Origin of the sequence: Corynebacterium sp. HMSC072G08 (genome assembly GCF_001809185.1) — a bacterium.
Taxonomy (GTDB): Bacteria; Actinomycetota; Actinomycetes; order Mycobacteriales; family Mycobacteriaceae; genus Corynebacterium; species Corynebacterium phoceense.
In genome coordinates, this window is the sequence record NZ_KV796374.1 from 1 (window position 1) to 15,280 (window position 15,280).

General features: G+C 59.6%; 16 protein-coding genes. 7 read left to right on the forward strand and 9 right to left on the reverse strand.

What is annotated here, in order from left to right; genetic code table 11:
- Positions 1-165: 165 nt before the first annotated feature.
- Positions 166-981 (reverse strand): aminoglycoside O-phosphotransferase APH(3')-Ia, encoded by an 816-nt coding sequence (locus tag HMPREF2559_RS00295; RefSeq protein ID WP_000018326.1) that lies wholly within the window; start codon positions 979-981, stop codon positions 166-168.
- A gap of 399 nt (positions 982-1,380) precedes the next feature.
- Between HMPREF2559_RS00295 and HMPREF2559_RS13380 the strand changes: the two genes are divergently transcribed.
- Entirely contained in the window at positions 1,381-1,515 is a 135-nt protein-coding gene (locus HMPREF2559_RS13380) for a hypothetical protein (RefSeq protein WP_256364857.1), read from the forward strand.
- Between the two features lie 179 nt (positions 1,516-1,694).
- On the opposite strand, the gene HMPREF2559_RS00300 is transcribed toward HMPREF2559_RS13380, so the two are convergent.
- From HMPREF2559_RS00300 to mobF, 5 genes are all read right to left on the reverse strand, one after another.
- The gene (locus HMPREF2559_RS00300; RefSeq protein ID WP_246815722.1) at positions 1,695-3,146 is read right to left on the reverse strand and encodes a replication initiation protein; all 1,452 of its coding nucleotides are present in this window, start codon (positions 3,144-3,146) and stop codon (positions 1,695-1,697) included.
- Positions 3,147-3,461: 315 nt separating this feature from the next.
- Positions 3,462-3,728: a hypothetical protein gene (locus HMPREF2559_RS00305; protein WP_070444778.1), complete on the reverse strand. Its 267-nt coding sequence runs from the start codon at positions 3,726-3,728 to the stop codon at positions 3,462-3,464.
- On the reverse strand, positions 3,725-4,315 hold the full coding sequence (locus HMPREF2559_RS00310) for a ParA family protein (RefSeq protein ID WP_070444776.1): 591 nt from the start codon (positions 4,313-4,315) through the stop codon (positions 3,725-3,727). The genes HMPREF2559_RS00305 and HMPREF2559_RS00310 overlap by 4 nt, the downstream gene beginning before the upstream one ends.
- A gap of 130 nt (positions 4,316-4,445) precedes the next feature.
- Complete coding sequence (locus HMPREF2559_RS00315) at positions 4,446-4,667, reverse strand: ribbon-helix-helix domain-containing protein (RefSeq protein WP_070444774.1); 222 nt, start codon at positions 4,665-4,667, stop codon at positions 4,446-4,448.
- A gap of 190 nt (positions 4,668-4,857) precedes the next feature.
- A complete protein-coding gene (gene mobF / locus HMPREF2559_RS00320; RefSeq protein WP_070539188.1) occupies positions 4,858-8,214 on the reverse strand; it encodes a MobF family relaxase in 3,357 nt (1,118 codons plus the stop codon).
- A gap of 374 nt (positions 8,215-8,588) precedes the next feature.
- On the opposite strand from mobF, the gene HMPREF2559_RS00325 reads away from it, so the two are divergent.
- From HMPREF2559_RS00325 to HMPREF2559_RS13385, 3 genes are all read left to right on the forward strand, one after another.
- Positions 8,589-9,146, forward strand: coding sequence for a hypothetical protein (locus HMPREF2559_RS00325; RefSeq protein WP_141741364.1), 558 nt, complete (start codon positions 8,589-8,591; stop codon positions 9,144-9,146).
- Positions 9,146-9,763: a hypothetical protein gene (locus HMPREF2559_RS00330; protein WP_066513015.1), complete on the forward strand. Its 618-nt coding sequence runs from the start codon at positions 9,146-9,148 to the stop codon at positions 9,761-9,763. The genes HMPREF2559_RS00325 and HMPREF2559_RS00330 overlap by 1 nt, the downstream gene beginning before the upstream one ends.
- An 85-nt stretch (positions 9,764-9,848) precedes the next feature.
- Complete coding sequence (locus HMPREF2559_RS13385; protein WP_255357142.1) at positions 9,849-9,977, forward strand: hypothetical protein; 129 nt, start codon at positions 9,849-9,851, stop codon at positions 9,975-9,977.
- Here HMPREF2559_RS13385 and HMPREF2559_RS00335 read toward each other — a convergent pair.
- Positions 9,974-10,639: a response regulator gene (locus HMPREF2559_RS00335; protein ID WP_011867674.1), complete on the reverse strand. Its 666-nt coding sequence runs from the start codon at positions 10,637-10,639 to the stop codon at positions 9,974-9,976. The genes HMPREF2559_RS13385 and HMPREF2559_RS00335 overlap by 4 nt on opposite strands.
- Positions 10,636-12,027, reverse strand: coding sequence for a sensor histidine kinase (locus HMPREF2559_RS00340; protein WP_049063040.1), 1,392 nt, complete (start codon positions 12,025-12,027; stop codon positions 10,636-10,638). Before HMPREF2559_RS00340 ends, HMPREF2559_RS00335 begins: the two co-directional genes overlap by 4 nt.
- Positions 12,028-12,170: 143 nt before the next feature.
- Between HMPREF2559_RS00340 and HMPREF2559_RS00345 the strand changes: the two genes are divergently transcribed.
- Genes HMPREF2559_RS00345 through HMPREF2559_RS00355 form a run of 3 tightly spaced genes read left to right on the forward strand, consistent with a single transcriptional unit; the run spans position 12,171 to position 14,532 of the window.
- Positions 12,171-12,881, forward strand: a complete 711-nt coding sequence (locus HMPREF2559_RS00345; RefSeq protein WP_080972059.1) for a phosphatase PAP2 family protein — start codon at positions 12,171-12,173, stop codon at positions 12,879-12,881.
- Positions 12,878-13,804, forward strand: coding sequence for an ATP-binding cassette domain-containing protein (locus HMPREF2559_RS00350; protein WP_011867677.1), 927 nt, complete (start codon positions 12,878-12,880; stop codon positions 13,802-13,804). The genes HMPREF2559_RS00345 and HMPREF2559_RS00350 overlap by 4 nt, the downstream gene beginning before the upstream one ends.
- On the forward strand, positions 13,801-14,532 hold the full coding sequence (locus tag HMPREF2559_RS00355; RefSeq protein WP_066513013.1) for an ABC transporter permease: 732 nt from the start codon (positions 13,801-13,803) through the stop codon (positions 14,530-14,532). The genes HMPREF2559_RS00350 and HMPREF2559_RS00355 overlap by 4 nt, the downstream gene beginning before the upstream one ends.
- 270 nt (positions 14,533-14,802) lie before the next feature.
- Here the strand turns inward: HMPREF2559_RS00355 and HMPREF2559_RS00360 are convergent.
- Positions 14,803-15,280: IS6-like element IS1628 family transposase (locus HMPREF2559_RS00360; RefSeq protein WP_070539189.1), on the reverse strand; the 478-nt coding region annotated here is incomplete at its 5' end.

The following is a 15,280-nucleotide window of genomic DNA, read 5'->3' on the forward strand; positions in this document are numbered from 1 at the left end:
TCTTCCTACTGCCCCAACTTTGCAACAGCACCGATGATAAGTTTATCACCACCGACTATTTGCAACAGTGCCCCGTCCGGATACTGCCAGATATCGGCGTCCAGGGAGATGTCCTGAAGCGCGGTGTCCGGAATTTCAGGTTTGTGTCTCTACAAAGACTAACTATCAGAAAAACTCATCGAGCATCAAATGAAACTGCAATTTATTCATATCAGGATTATCAATACCATATTTTTGAAAAAGCCGTTTCTGTAATGAAGGAGAAAACTCACCGAGGCAGTTCCATAGGATGGCAAGATCCTGGTATCGGTCTGCGATTCCGACTCGTCCAACATCAATACAACCTATTAATTTCCCCTCGTCAAAAATAAGGTTATCAAGTGAGAAATCACCATGAGTGACGACTGAATCCGGTGAGAATGGCAAAAGCTTATGCATTTCTTTCCAGACTTGTTCAACAGGCCAGCCATTACGCTCGTCATCAAAATCACTAGCATCAACCAAACCGTTATTCATTCGTGATTGCGCCTGAGCGAGACGAAATACGCGATCGCTGTTAAAAGGACAATTACAAACAGGAATCGAATGCAACCGGCGCAGGAACACTGCCAGCGCATCAACAATATTTTCACCTGAATCAGGATATTCTTCTAATACCTGGAATGCTGTTTTCCCGGGGATCGCAGTGGTGAGTAACCATGCATCATCAGGAGTACGGATAAAATGCTTGATGGTCGGAAGAGGCATAAATGCCGTCAGCCAGTTTAGTCTGACCATCTCATCTGTAACATCATTGGCAACGCTACCTTTGCCATGTTTCAGAAACAACTCTGGCGCATTGGGCTTCCCATACAATCGATAGATTGTCGCACCTGATTGCCCGACATTATCGCGAGCCCATCTATACCCATATAAATCAGCATCCAGGTTGGAATTTAATCGCGGCCTCGAGCAAGACGTTTCCCGTTGAATATGGCTCATAACACCCCTTGTATTACTGTTTATGTAAGCAGACAGTTTTATTGTTCATGATGATATATTACCGCAACCATCAATAATGACACTGGAGAAGTGACTACTACTTACCCTGACGGTTCAACCAAAACAATCACCGCAGAGGAAAGCGCACAAGCACTTCGAGCTCGTCTTAATGAAGCAAGCCCAGAACAGATCGCCGGCCTACAGGCTTCCATGGAAGAGCGCATCTCCAAAGAACAGGTATGCCCTTACGTTGTTGGCCTAGTCGGTGCAGGACATGCTGCAGCTTGGGGCAAAGTACTAGCTCTAGCAGCTGTCAACCCCGTGATTGCTGGCCTAGCACTTGCAGGTGAAACCGTATTCTGGACATGGGTATCTACCCACTGCTAGAAGGAGAACCTCATGCCACTGTGGATCATCGCAATTGTAGTTTTTGCTGGGGGCAGCATTGGCTATGCCCTTGGTCTAAAAAAGCGAATGGAAAATAATCCAAAGCTCCAAGGAAAAGGCCTTCGAGTTTTGTTTGCAAATAAGTAAAATATTTCATTCGCTCCGGTTCGTCACTCATCCAAGTTGACGAACCGGATTTTTATCAGACTTAACACGTTAAATAGAGGGCTTCTGTCTCCAGTACGCTTCAAGACAACGCTTAAAGAGTTTTATCTAACTGCCTAGCGGCAGGGGAACCGTATATTGCTTACGGTGTGAGCCCCTTTTTACTCCGCAGGAACCATTCCTTGCTCACGCAGCGCAGCAAGGTGTCGAGTGACCGTCGCACGAGACAGCCCCGTCTCCTCCATTATTTGCTTACGCGTCAACACGGTCCCTGTTTGTACATAGGAGTCACCGATTAAGGCTTGTATACGAGCGCGCGTAATCTGGCCTTCCACTCGCTTCTTACGATGTGTCTTTTCGAGCTTCGACCTTTGTGCTTGCGCATATTTACCGTCGGGGTCTGTTTTCCAGCGTTGTGCTGCTTTCTGGCCGCCTTTGCGTCCCATGGTGGCTAGTGCTTTTCGTTCGCTGCTGGTGGCTTTACCTGGAGCGCTAGTGCTTCCATAAGCCTTACTCTTGGACTGGGTGACGTAGCCACGCACGCGACGTGCCATGGTTTGGCGGTCGCGCATGGGCGGCATCTCACTGTCACGCCCGGCTCCGCCATGGGCGTGGGCCACGTTGTAGGCGTGCTCATAGGCATCAATAATCGCCGCATCAGTCAGACGCTGGCCTTGCTGGCGTAGGCGGTGGCCGACCTTGAGCGCGTGCTTAAAGGCGGTTTCGTCACGTGCCGCTTTTCCCTGGGTAGTCCACAGCACGCGCACTCCGTCGATAAGCTCCGGATCGTATTGGTCAAGACCCCCGGCGATTTCTGCATCTACGTCTTGGGCCAAGGCTTTAAATGCTTGGGCTTCCTCGCGGCGAGATTTCACTGCATTGATAAGTTCCCGGCCAGAGGAAAACTGTTGGCGCGGGGTGGGGTTGAACTGGTCGTGTCCTGCCATGTCCCTCACCTTTTTTACCAAGTCTCCAAGACGCATCACTCGGTTGTGTTGCCTGTACCAACGATAAGCCGTAGGAGCTTTGCCTGTGTAAAACGGGTTGCGGCTAAAGCGGTGGGAAAAATGCGGGTCGTGGTCTAAAAGCTCACCTAGTACGCGTGTGGTTGCTGCCAGCAACTTCATCTGCGCTGATTTGCCCCCACGGTCAGCGTAGACGGGGTCAATCAGCCAAATGAACTGCGCTTTCCCGTTAGTCGGGTTGATTCCCACCCACGCTGGGCCGATGGTGTGCGAAATAAGTGAGCGCACCACGTCGCGGACATAGGGATTTAAGTCTGCGGGGTCACCGCCGGCTGTTCCAATCTGGTCAACGTCAACAACCAGGACGGCGGCGTACTGCTTACTGGTAAGCATGACGTACTCGCACCGTCCTAAAGCCTCAGTGTCGAAGCGATACATGCGCGGCGAGTTCGTGCCGTCAGCATTACGCATATAAGACTTGGAAAAATCCCGTCCGATAGACCCGTGGAGCACCTCGCGGCCTAAATGTGCGCGGAGCAAGTCGCGGTCATTGGCGGATGCTGGGGTGTTATCCAGCCCGCCACGATCTGGTTCGACACGGGTGGGTGTTTTAATGTGCGCGTTTTGCGCGTAAGCCTGTAGACTCATGGCCATGCTTTCTCCCAGAGATGAGCTGGGTGATAAGCGAAAGTCACTGGGTTGCCGCCCGGTGGCTTTCTTCGTTTTCACTGTCTCCCACCGACTCTAAATGACACCAGTGTCATTTAGTAGTCATGACACGCGAAAAATGTGCCTTTTACCTGCAGTTACGCATGGCTTTCCATGTGTAACTGTTTTCGTCTGCAGATCTACTTCCCCATTTTCTCGTGCGCATATTTACCGTCACTGCGGTGGGGATGACGCATGTGGAACTGCTGGGTTTACAGGAATACATCTTTACATAACCTGTATTCCTGTAAACCTTTATTTATTGTTGCGCACGTATTCTTCGAGGTAGTTGCTGACAATCTCGCGTATGGTCACGCCTTTTTGCGCGGCGATGACTTTGAGTTCTGAGTGAAGTTCTCGGTCAATTTCGACGGTCATCTTCTTGACGTAGTCGCGGCCGGTGGGTTGGTGGAATGCACCTCGTACTGTTTTCTTCTCCACTGCCGGGGTCGGCTTTGCGGTTTTCTTTGACGAGGTTCGCGGGCCTTGCTGTGCCCTGGCGCGTTCTTTGCTGGTGCTCATTTCATCATCTCCATGAGTTCGTCTGCGACCTGTTCATAGCCGTGCATGTCTGGGCCTGGGCAGTAACCGAAGGCTAGGTGCATGTCCTCGCGTAGCGGTATTTCGGTTTTAAAGTGGGGCATTTGTTCTGCTTCGAGTGCTTCTCGTGCAGCGTCAAGGGCGCTGGTTCCCTTCCTGGCGAACGTCAGCAGGACTGCATGTGGTGTCCCGCTGACTGCGTCGCGCAGTTCCCACACGCGGGAGAGATCGGCCGCGGCAGAACGGGTCGGAAGAATAATGAAGTCACTGACAGCGATTGCTGCTTCAATAGCGTTCTCGTCTCCTGGCGGGACATCAATGAACATGAACTCATCGTCTCCGACGAGCGCCGCTTGCCTATCAACGCGCTTGGGAATGGACAGCTCAACCTCAAACGGTAAAGGATCTCCTCCGTCTTCCGCGCGTTCCGACCATTCCAGAGCTGAGCCCTGTCGGTCTAAGTCTGTGACAGTCACAGTCTTTCCTCGGTGAGCGAAAACCGTGGCAAGAAACATCGTTGTAGTGGTCTTGCCAACGCCACCCTTGGCGTTAATGGCAGTAATGATCATGGCTTCTCCTAAGTGGATGCGTCATTGCGTTTACTAGTTTACATATTTCAGTAAATACTGCTTTACAGGTCTACAGGCATACGGACATACAGCTTACTGTAAACTCTAAACGTGCTGGTAGATGAGTATTTTAGTTCTCTTTATCGTCTTGTTCTACAGACAAACCGGCGAGCATGATGCGGTAAAACTCGTTTTCAATGCTCTTATCTTCGAAGTCCGCTGCGACGTGTTCCCAGTGATATTCCTCTAGCTGGGGCAGCATCGCAGTAACTGCCATCTTGAGGTAGAAGCCACGACTGCGACCAGTTCGAGCACACAAAGTATCTAAGCGCTCAATGATGTCTTCTGGCATCCGTACAGATACCACTCGTCCTGACTTGTGGGGGCCTTGAACCATAACTGGGTGTCCTTTCACTTATTGTGTAAACAATGTTTACAGTTTGCCTTGCGGTAGTGTAGATATTTTCCGCAGCGGTATATCTCCACTGTGTAAACATTGTTTACCATAGGTTCGGAGTCGGCGAGAAGGGTCCGGACCTTTACTAAAGTTCCGGCCCCTCACTGCTAGGGGTGTTGTCTAGCCAGTTGTCTTGGTCATTGTCGTAGTCGTTATCTGCGGCAGCTTGCTGGTGGATACGGGATACCGTCTCGTCATCTGCGGTAGCGCTCATGCCGAGTGAGTCGAGGAAGTCCATAGACTTCTTCAGGCCTTGCATATCGCGACGTTGGGTAGACAGTGTGTCGAGTTCGGTCTCCAACTGGCGAATCGGGGTAGTAAAGCTGTCGCGATAGTCCACAGCTTGGTCGTAGTGCTGCGCGACTTTATCGCGCAGTCGGATTGCTTCATCGAGGATTGCTTGGTCCTCCTTGCCGTGGCGTAGTCTGCCGAAAAAGCCCCTCGTGTTCTTTTCTTCTACGGACTCACGAACCACCTGCTCTTGCTGTTCGCATTGCTTCCCGAGCTGTTCAACCGCCTGGTTGGCTTGGTCGTACTCACCGCGCAGCGTCTCTAGCTGGGCGCTGACTCGGTCTATCTCAGTACCGAGGTGCTCCAGAGCATCGCCAAAGTCCTGTTCCTGCTGCTCGCAAGGGGATGCGAGCTCTGGCTGTGCCACCTCATCGGTCCTGTCGACTTGAGCGCGAGCATGGAAGTCGACGAAGCGGGCTTCGCGCTTAGCGGCAAACGCCTGCATGTAGGCACCCATCTCGGTGCCGGCAAAAGGACTATCAGTATCTATATGGGTAGGGTGATTGACCAGTTTGGCCAGTTCCCAGTCCTGTTTGGCCTGTCCAAATAGCGCTTGAGGTGTGCGGTCACCTTGGGCGCGCACGCCTGCAGACACCAAGAGGTCGCGAGCGTACTCGGCAGACTCACGCCGAGAAACCTGGCGTATCTGGCCGTGCCCGGTCTCGGTATCTCCCGGTTGAGTCTCGGCGATGTAGAGGAAGTTACCTTCACGTCCACGGGTCATAGGCACGTAAACGCTAGCTTTATCCAGGTTGCCGATACCAGCGACGACACGGGACACATCCACGGTCGCGCCTTGGGAACTATGCCCGGTAGCGGCATAACCGAGTTGGGCATGTTTTTCCAGGTAATCGCTATTTAACGTCACTGTGGCAGAAGTATCGTCACATCGACGGGCAGTAATCGAGCCGTCATAACCGATGGAATCAACAACCCAGCGTTGACCATTGCGCACCATATCCCCGCTGCTAGTAATCAGCTTCGAGTCATTACGACGAGTCAGGACTACATCACCAACGCCAGCTTCCAGACCATCAGACAAGCACAATCGGCTCTCGGCGTTAATCTCACCACGCTCGGCGCGAATCTTCTGTGCCGCAGCATTAAGCGCGGTGACCTGGTCGCGGGTGGCAGCAACCAGCAATGACTGCTTGCCTGCGGCAGTATCCTCACGCCACCCAGCCAAAGCATCGTCCATCATGGCCGTTACCGAACCAGCATGCAGGCGCTCATGGCGCATATACCACTCGGCGGCACGGGAAACGTCTGCTTCTTCGCCACCGCGCAACCACTTCGATGCTTCACGCTCACCGGCATCACGCTGACGGAACACCTCGGTTAGTTCGACCGCGTCGGGAAGCTCATGAGACAAGGTAGCCAGCAGACCAGAGCGTGCCTTAACCGCCGAATACTGCTCTGGATCACCGACAAAAACCACACGCGAACCTGCGGCACTAGCCGTCTCCAGCACGCGAGCCATATCCGGGTTAGACACCATGCCGGCTTCATCTACGACTAGGACGGTGTCCTGGCCCCACCCCAACTTCGCCGCTGTTTGCTCCGGTGTCAGCTCGTCGGTGCCAACATATGCGCGGGCAATCGTCATGGATTCATCAGCCACATTCTCGCCCACCATCACATCAGCAGCCTTACCAGTCGGCGCTAGACCCACGACGTGTTTACCAGACTGGTTCCATGCCTTGTGCGCGGCTTTAAGTGAAGACGTCTTACCAGCACCGGCAGGCGCGACTACCACAGAAGCCAGATAGTCAGAACTGACAACCGCGCGCATAGCGTCCGCCTGAGCAGGAGATAGTTCGTCTTCAACCGGCTGAATCGACTCGGCATTAACCCCGCGCTCAACCCGTGCAGTAGCCATATCAACTACTCGTTCAACCTCGTCGACAACCTCGACGGTGGTGTACTTCTGCGAGCCTTCGCGCTGGGTATTATCCAGCTGCCGGGCCTTCTCCGGAGTCACCGACCACGTTCCTTTTTCACCCAACGCGGCATCAACAAAACGCTCCACAGTGGCAGTCATATCCTGCGGAGAAACTGCGCCAGGGCGGATAAGTTCCGCTGCTTTTTCAGCCACATCGGCACGAGTAAACGTGGAGCGTTCTGCGATAACCTCGGCCAAAACCTGGGCAGGTTTCGGCAAGAAATCCTCCCCCAATTCACGCGAGTCCTCTTTACCTCTTGGCTCCAGTCCGTCCACAAACGCACGCACCGTTGCGCCATGTTCGGCACTAGCCCACTCGGTTTCAAGCTCGTCTAATGGAGTCTCGGTGTCCTTAGTGCGGCGGGTGACTTTCTGTGCGATGCGCTCATACGCCGCCCGCGTCTCCAGACCATTCTCGGCCTGCCACTGGTCAATCTCACGCGCCCTAGTCGAATACGACGCAAGCACATCTGGGTCATCAAGCCCGACAATTTCCGCGCAACCATTGACCACATGACCGAACTCCACGCCAAGTTTTCGACTCAAAATCTCGCGCACCGTAGCCTGATACACCATGCCCGCCGCGCGCGCCTCGTGGTACAAACTGACTCCATCAAGAGTGCGAACCCTGCCGTCCTGGCACAACTGCTTATTCGCCAACAACTCGTGCGAGTGAACGTGCGGGTCGCCCGCACGCGAGGTTCGGTGCTCGTATTTCACGCCAGAAATACCCGCCAGCTTTTCAATAATCAAACGCTTCTGAGACACAGTCGGGTCTTGCTTTCGCGTATAGCCAGCATGCTCTGACAGATAATCCAGCGCCTGATTTACTGCCGCCTGGTGGGCTTCATCGACGATGCCACGAACGTCAGAATCATCCCCCATAGCCCACAACAGCGACACCGATTTCGGCGCACAAAACGTCAGATCGAAACCCGGAACCCCTTTATCCCCGAGAGCTTTTCCAAGCTTTACACCACTCGGGGCAACCGCCTTATTGAACCAATTCTCAACCGTTTTCCCGGACACAACAGCGCCGTTTTCGGCACCCAAAAACGCCGAAACCTCAGCCACATTCTCACCCCGAAGCCACACCGAAGCAGGCTGCTTCCCGTCCTCAGAATAATACGAATCCGGCCCCCGATTCTCATCCACCGTGGACTGATAATAGGCCACGGAATGCGCACCCATCTTCGCGATAGTCAGCACACACGCCACCTCCTCTAACCAGCACGGTGAGCATCGGAACACCCCTAGGCACTTCTAGTGCAAATGTACCAGAGAGATTTCACAGAGAGATTTCTTCGGCAACTGACTTTTCGTCTTGGAGGGCACCAGAAAGTGTGAAAAGCGTTGGCAGGGGCGCCGCCGGGAACCGGCGGTCGGGGTCGGAGGTCTAAGAGACCGTGGCGTTGATTCTGGATACCGATGACGAGATTTTCATCGCGGCGGACGCCGCGGACATGGCGAAGCAGCTTGTCGGCCTCCTCTACGGCGGGTGAGGCACAGCAGAGCGTCGCTCCCGTGCCGAACGACGCCATCAAGATCATCTCCGGCCCCGCGAAGCTGGACGAGACGAAGGAGTGAGGACCATGTCCGACCAGAACATCAACATCAAGCTCGACCGCGGCGGCCCCGAGAACCACGCCTGGACGGTGCTGGGCACCCTGCTCGCCTGCGGCGCTGTCGGCATGGCCGCCTGGGCGATCTCCAACGCCGGAGCCCTGGACCTGGCTGCGACCGGCCTGTTTTTCTTCTTCATGCAGCTCATCTCGATGATGCTCAAGGCGGGGCTGATCGTCGTCCCGGAGAAGAACCGGAAGGACTTCGGCGAGACGCGCGGCCTGCTCAAGACCGCCTGGCGCGAGTTCCAGGAGTTCCAGGGCCGCTCGCCCATCTGGCGGATGGCGCTGCTGGCGCTCGGCTTCACCGTCGGCTACATGATCTTCCGCTGGGGACTCTCGGTGGCGCTCGGCATCTTCAGCAACGTCTGGATCGCCGGAGCCGCCTCGGCGCTCATCGCGTCCTTCATCGTCGCGCCGCAGCTGTTCACGAACCTGGTCTCGAAGATGAAGACGAAGTCGGGCCTCCAGGTGAAGACGACCACTGGTACGCCCGATGCCGAGAGGGGTGACGTCTGATGACGAAGGCGGCGATCACGACCATCGGCGCAGCACTGCTGGCCGCCGCTGCTCTCGCGCTCAGCGGGTGCAGCTACCCCGGCGACGACGAGGACCGCGCCGCGTTCCATGCCGAAGCGCAGGATCCAGTCCCCTCGGCACCGGCTACCGAGCCTACCGAGCCGGAGACCCCGGCCGAGGAGACCGGCGACGAGAGCACCGAGGAAGGCGGCCAGGGCGAGAAGTCGGGCGCAACCGCGGACCTGGGCGTCGAGGACGGGCATGTCCAGTATCTCCGCGCGATCCAGAACTTCTCGCCCGCGCTTGAGCGCTGGGTGCTCGACGAGGAGGCGGGCGAGGTCACCTACGGGATCGTCAACTGCGCCGGCCAGACGAAGTCCGAGGGCGTCGCCACCCTCGAGCGGGTCGACGGCGGCGATGGAGCAGCGTTCGAGGCGACGTGGATCGGCAAGTCGCCGTTGGAGAACGTCGCGGCGGAATCGATACGCGTCGAGATCACCGAGGACACTTTGAAGAACTTCGCGGACGTTGCGACGTCCAGGACCGACATCGAGGCGAGCAACGTCGCTTCGATGTGCGCCGAGGTCGGCGAGACAGCCGCCGACTTCGTCTTCTGAGAATGACCACAAGAACGCCCCCAGATCTACTCCGGGACCTTCTCCGCGCGAGCAGGGTCGGACGCGACTCGGGAACAATGGTGCCGTGGCAGATTTCGACCTCCTCTGCGCGGCGCTTGTCTCCGCCCCGAAGACACCATCGAAGGTCTCGTCGCGGACGTTCCGAAGCTCCGGCACGACGAAGCCTGATCGTCGTCGTCCCGAGAAGATCTAGGCTCGTCCGGCGCGAAGGGCGATGAGGGCTGCTTCTACGCGGTTGCGCGCTTCAGTCTTCCGCAGGATCGCGGAAACGTGCACCTTGACGGTGCCGGGAGCGAGGTGCAGCGCTTTCGCGATCTCAGCGTTCGTCTCTCCTTGGCTGAGCCGGATCAGAATCTCTCGCTCGCGAGCCGTGAGGCGTTCGAAGCGTTCGACGGCGCTCGCGTACTGGGTGTACGTCGTCGAGACGCCGGAGTCGAGCAGACGCCGGGCGACCGAGGGCGAGAAGAACGCTCCGCGACCGGCGACGGCGTGCACACCGGCGATCAGCTGGCGCGGATCGCCGGACTTGAGGACAAACCCGTCTGCGTCGAGCCGGATGGCCTCGGCGATGTAGTCGTCCTCCCCGAACGTGGTGACGAACAGGCAGGGGAGCGCGCTCCCGTCGGAGCGGAGCCGTTGCAGCGCGTCGAGTCCGCTCATCCCGGGCATCTGGATGTCGAAGAGGGCGACGTCGAGACGGTGCGCGTCGATCTTGCGCAGGGCCTCTGCTCCGTCGGCGGCCTGGGCTACGACCTCGATGGCGGGATCGGTGTCGAGGATCCCGACGATGCCGGTCCTCACGAGGGGGTCGTCGTCGGCGACCAGGACTCTGACCGGGGCCTCGGTCGCTGTCATCGTTGTCCTCCTGCGATGTACTCGGTGCTGGAGACCTCGTCCTGCGCGAAGCAGATCCGGTACACGTCCCCGGCAGCGTCGTCAAAGGTGTTCGCGGTCACGGCGTAGTCGTGGCAGTCGTCCGGTCGGTTCTCGCCCCGCCTGGCCGGCAGCTCGTGGCCGGGCAGGATCCGCTCGGTCTCCGCCCGCGCGTCTCCGACGCTGATGCTTGAGAAGGCCCCTGCCGACAGCAGCGCGCGGTGGTTCTGCACCACCGTCAGCGCCTCGACCGCTGCGAGCCCGACGACGACGATCGCCGCGGTCGAGGCGAGAATCAGTCGCTGGCGGAGCTTCGTTCTGCCGGTCGAGCTCTCATCGACGTCTCTCGTCGCCTCCACAGCGCGATCATCGTGCGTGCTCTGCTCCTGACGGCGAGTCGGGAGGACCGCAGAGAGGACGAACGCACTGTCCGTCTTCTCCGCGGCGAGTTCTCCGCCGTGGGCGCGGAGCTCACTTTCCAAAGTGCTCAGGCCCGTGCCCGCTGTGTGCGCGTCGGCAGGAGTCTCGCCGAGGGCGTTCTCGATCTTCAGACGCAGCTCGGCACCGACGTCGGCAGCGGTGATGTCGATCGGGGTGCCGGGAGCGTGCCTGCTTGCGTTCGTGATCGCTTCTTGTAGGACCCTCGTGACCTGCTCGCCTCCGAAGTCCTGCAGCCGCCTGGGTTCCGGCAGTCCTTGCACGGTGATGCGCGCACCGGCTGCGCGGGCCCGGGCCAGCAGTGCATCGACAGATGCTGCGCCCATTGGCAGCACGGGAGCGCCGGATCTGAGGTCGGAGACGGAGTCCCCCAGGCGTTCGACCGCGTGGGCGAGGTCGTTGCGGGCGTGTAAGAGCGAGGTGCGGGCGCTCTCGGGCAGTGCCGGGTCGATCTCGAGCCGTCCGAGATTGAGCGCGACGAGGCTCAACGAGTGGCCGAGGTCGTCGTGCAGCGACTGCGCGAGGGCGAGCCGGTCGGCGGTGGCGCGCTCCTTGAGCTCGGCCAGGCGCTGGACCTGCCGCAGCTCTCGCTCGCGGTCTGCCCTCCGCCCGAGGACGATGTACTGGCGCACGGCGAGACCGATCAGCCAGGGCACACCAGCGCGCATGAGCGCCGGGGGCAACTCCTCCGCGACGTAGAGCCAGTGCCCGTCGAGCCACGTGGCCCGGGCCATGCTCACGACGACCAGCACTGCCAGTCCTCCCAGGCCCGCGCGCGGACCCCTGGACCAGAGCCCGATTGCGATCGCGGCGATGCCGGTGAGCAGGGCCATGAAGAGGCCCGGCTCCGGCGCGGAGGCCAGCACCCCGAAACCGATCGCCGTTAGCGCGTCGACGCTCCGGCGCGCAGACGGACGATCAATTAGGGTCATGCGCTCCATTCTACCGGGGACCGTGGGCTCGCCGCCTCCCTCGATCGGGCGTGCGCAGCACCTCGCCGGTATGACCGTGGGCATAGACGAGTCGCCCCGCATGGCAGATTCTGAGGCCGAACCGCGTCCATAGCGTGGATTTCATGACTCACGAAACTTCGACGCGCACGCTTTCGACGTCGCGCAGATCCTCGTCCCGCCCCGTGCCGTGGCCCGCGCTGTTGATTGCCGTCGCAGCTCTTGCTGCCCTCGCTCTCGCGACGTATCCGGTGCGTGAGCGCCTCTTCACCGCTGTCGCCGGTCTCGCCGAGGGCTCGGCACTGGCCTCGGCGGTGGGATCCGTGGCCGAATTCGGTCTGCTTGCCCTCGTGGCGACCGCCGGCGTCCTCGCTCTCTGGTGCTGGCTGCGCGAGCGCCGGCGGTTCTGGCTCCTGGCGCTGGCTGGACTCGGCGTGATCACGGCCTACGGATTGAGCGAGGCCGTCAAGCTGCTGGTCGAGGAGCCGCGGCCCTGCAGCGTCGTCGACACTGCCACTGTGCTCAGCTGCCCCGGGAGCGGGGACTGGTCGTGGCCGTCGAATCACGCCGTCCTGGCCGCTGCCTTCGCCACCGCCTGCATCCTCGTCGTCCCCCGCCTCGCCTGGTTCGCGTTGCCTCTCGCGCTGGCGATCGCCGCCTCTCGAGTGGCCGCCGGAGTCCACTACGTCCACGACGTGCTCTCCGGTCTCGCGCTCGGTGCCCTCGTCGTCGCGGCCGTCGTCGCCGCGGCGTCGCCGGTGCTGGACCGGCGTCTGACTGGCGGACGGGACGGCCATCCGGATTCGGCCAGCCGGTCCCAGGGCGGGCGCGCATGATCGAGGTCGACCGTCTCTCGAAGCGCTACGGCCAGGTGACCGTTGTTGAAGGATTGAGCTTCACGGTCCCCGACGGATCCATCACCGGGTTCCTAGGCCCGAACGGAGCCGGCAAGTCCACGACCATGCGATGCCTCCTCGGGCTCCACAAGCCCACCACCGGAACCGTGCTCATCGACGGGCTCCCGCTGACCGCCCAGACGAGGCCGGCCGAGGTCGTCGGAGCCGTCCTCGACGCCTCCTGGTTCCACCCCGGCCGGACCGGACTGGCGCACCTGACGACCATCGCTGCTTCTGCCGGCCTACCCGACCGCCGCGCCTGGGAGGTACTCGAGGCCGTCGCGTTGACCCAGGCAGCTCATCGCAGGATCGGCGGCTACTCGCTCGGGATGAAGCAGCGCCTGGGGCTCGCGGCCGCCCTGCTGGGCAGACCGCGCAACATCGTCCTCGACGAGCCGATGAATGGCCTCGACCCGCAGGGGATGGAGTGGATGCGCGCCTTCCTGCGCGATGCCGCCGCGAGCGGCCACGCCGTCCTTGTCTCCTCCCACCTGCTCGGCGAGATGGAGACCCTCGCCGACCGCCTCGTCGTCATCGACAACGGCCGCTTGCTCGGCCAGTGGGACGTCGCCGATCTTCTGCACGCGCGCAGCCGCCAAGCGCTCCTCCGCACCGACGACGACGAACGCGTCGAGCAGGCTCTGCGCGGACTGCGGGTCCCCGTAACCGCACTGCCCGAGGGACTCTGCGTGACATTCGACGAGACGGTCCCCGACGCGCTCACGCTCTCGCGGACCTGCCGAGACCTCGACGTGCTCATCACTGCCCTGACGGACAAGCCGATCCGGCTGGAAGAGGAATTCCTCCGCCTCACCGACCGATCATCCGAAGCCGAACATGGCAAAGAAAGGCCCGAGCGATGACACGAGCATTGACAGCTGAGGTGCGCCGACTGCTCACCGTGCGCTCCACAGGCATCTTCGCTGCGCTGCTGATCGGCTGCTGCGTCGGCCCCATCGTCCTGATGGGCATCGTCTACGACCCGGCCTATCGAGGGCCGATCGACGCCGGTGATCTGGGCAAGTGCGTGAGCATCTTCCATGTGCTGGCCATCGTGTTCGCCGGCACACACACCGCGACCGAGATCAATGCGGGGTCGACGGCGCTGTCCTTCCTCACGCAGAAGAGTCGATGGGCCTCGTTGGTGGCACAGGCAGCGGTCCAGTGGGCGTTCCTCGCATTCGCGTACGTCGTCGGCATCGGCCTCGCGCTCGTCGCGGCGACGTTCTATCCCGACGGGCTGGCCATGTCGCCGCGAGGGTGGGCCTACCTCGCGGCCTACCTCCTCGTCGTTCTCCTGTGGGCGACGATGGCGACGGCGCTTGCCGTCCTCACGCGCTCCGTCGCGGTGTCCGTCGCCGCGCCGATCACGTGGATGCTCCTGATCGAACAGCTCGCGTCCATGGTCCCGATGCTCGAGGCGATCACGCCGTGGCTGCCGTTCAACGCCAGCCACATGCTCCTCGCCCAGGCACTTGGAGAGGCCCCTGCAGGCATGTCCGTGTGGCCTCCTGCCGTCGCGCTTCTCGTACCGGCACTCGGCCTGGCGGGCGCGGGGCTATGTGCCCATGTCCGACGGGACTCGGCGTGATGGGCAGGCCTGCGCCTCGCATCCGCCGCCCAAGACGGTTCGTGGCGTCGCAGGGCTGGGGCTGACTCACACCGCCGTTCAACAAACGGTCGTTGATGTGAACAGTGGTCCGGAGGAGCCGATCGCGAGCATTTCGCCGAGTGGGTGTTCACAAACCCGTTCAACTACATCTAGACTAGACAGAGGCAGTTGAAGGTGCTGTTGCAACTTGGGGCGGGAGCCAAGAAAGCTCCGTTTTTATTGTGTGATCAACGCTATGTTCCTGTGTTGTCAGGCCGTCTCGAATACCCGGCTAACAATCACTGCATCCGGATTCGGGTGACCATAGGCAAACATCGTGCCCTGCCCCTTCCGCAATGAGTGCATCGCTTCCATCCCTTTCAACGTCCGGTAGGCAGACGTTCGGTTTTTGAATGCTCCTTTCGGCCCCAGGATCCGCTTTAACCGGCCATGATCGCCTTCAATGACGTTGTTGAGGTATTTCACCCGACGATGCTCGACCGTCGATGGACAGACGCCTTCCGCCTTCAGCTCAGAGATTGCCCTGGCGAGTGAGGGGGCCTTGTCGGTGCTGATCACCCGCGGATAGCCTGCCGATTTATTCGACCGCAGCGTCTTCGCCAGGAAACGCTTCGCTGCCGCGACGTTGCGTTTTGGTGAGAGGTAGAAGTCCAGGGTCTGGCCACCGGCGGTGATTGCCCGATAGAGGTAGCACCACTTTCCCCCGACCCGGATATAGGTCTCATCC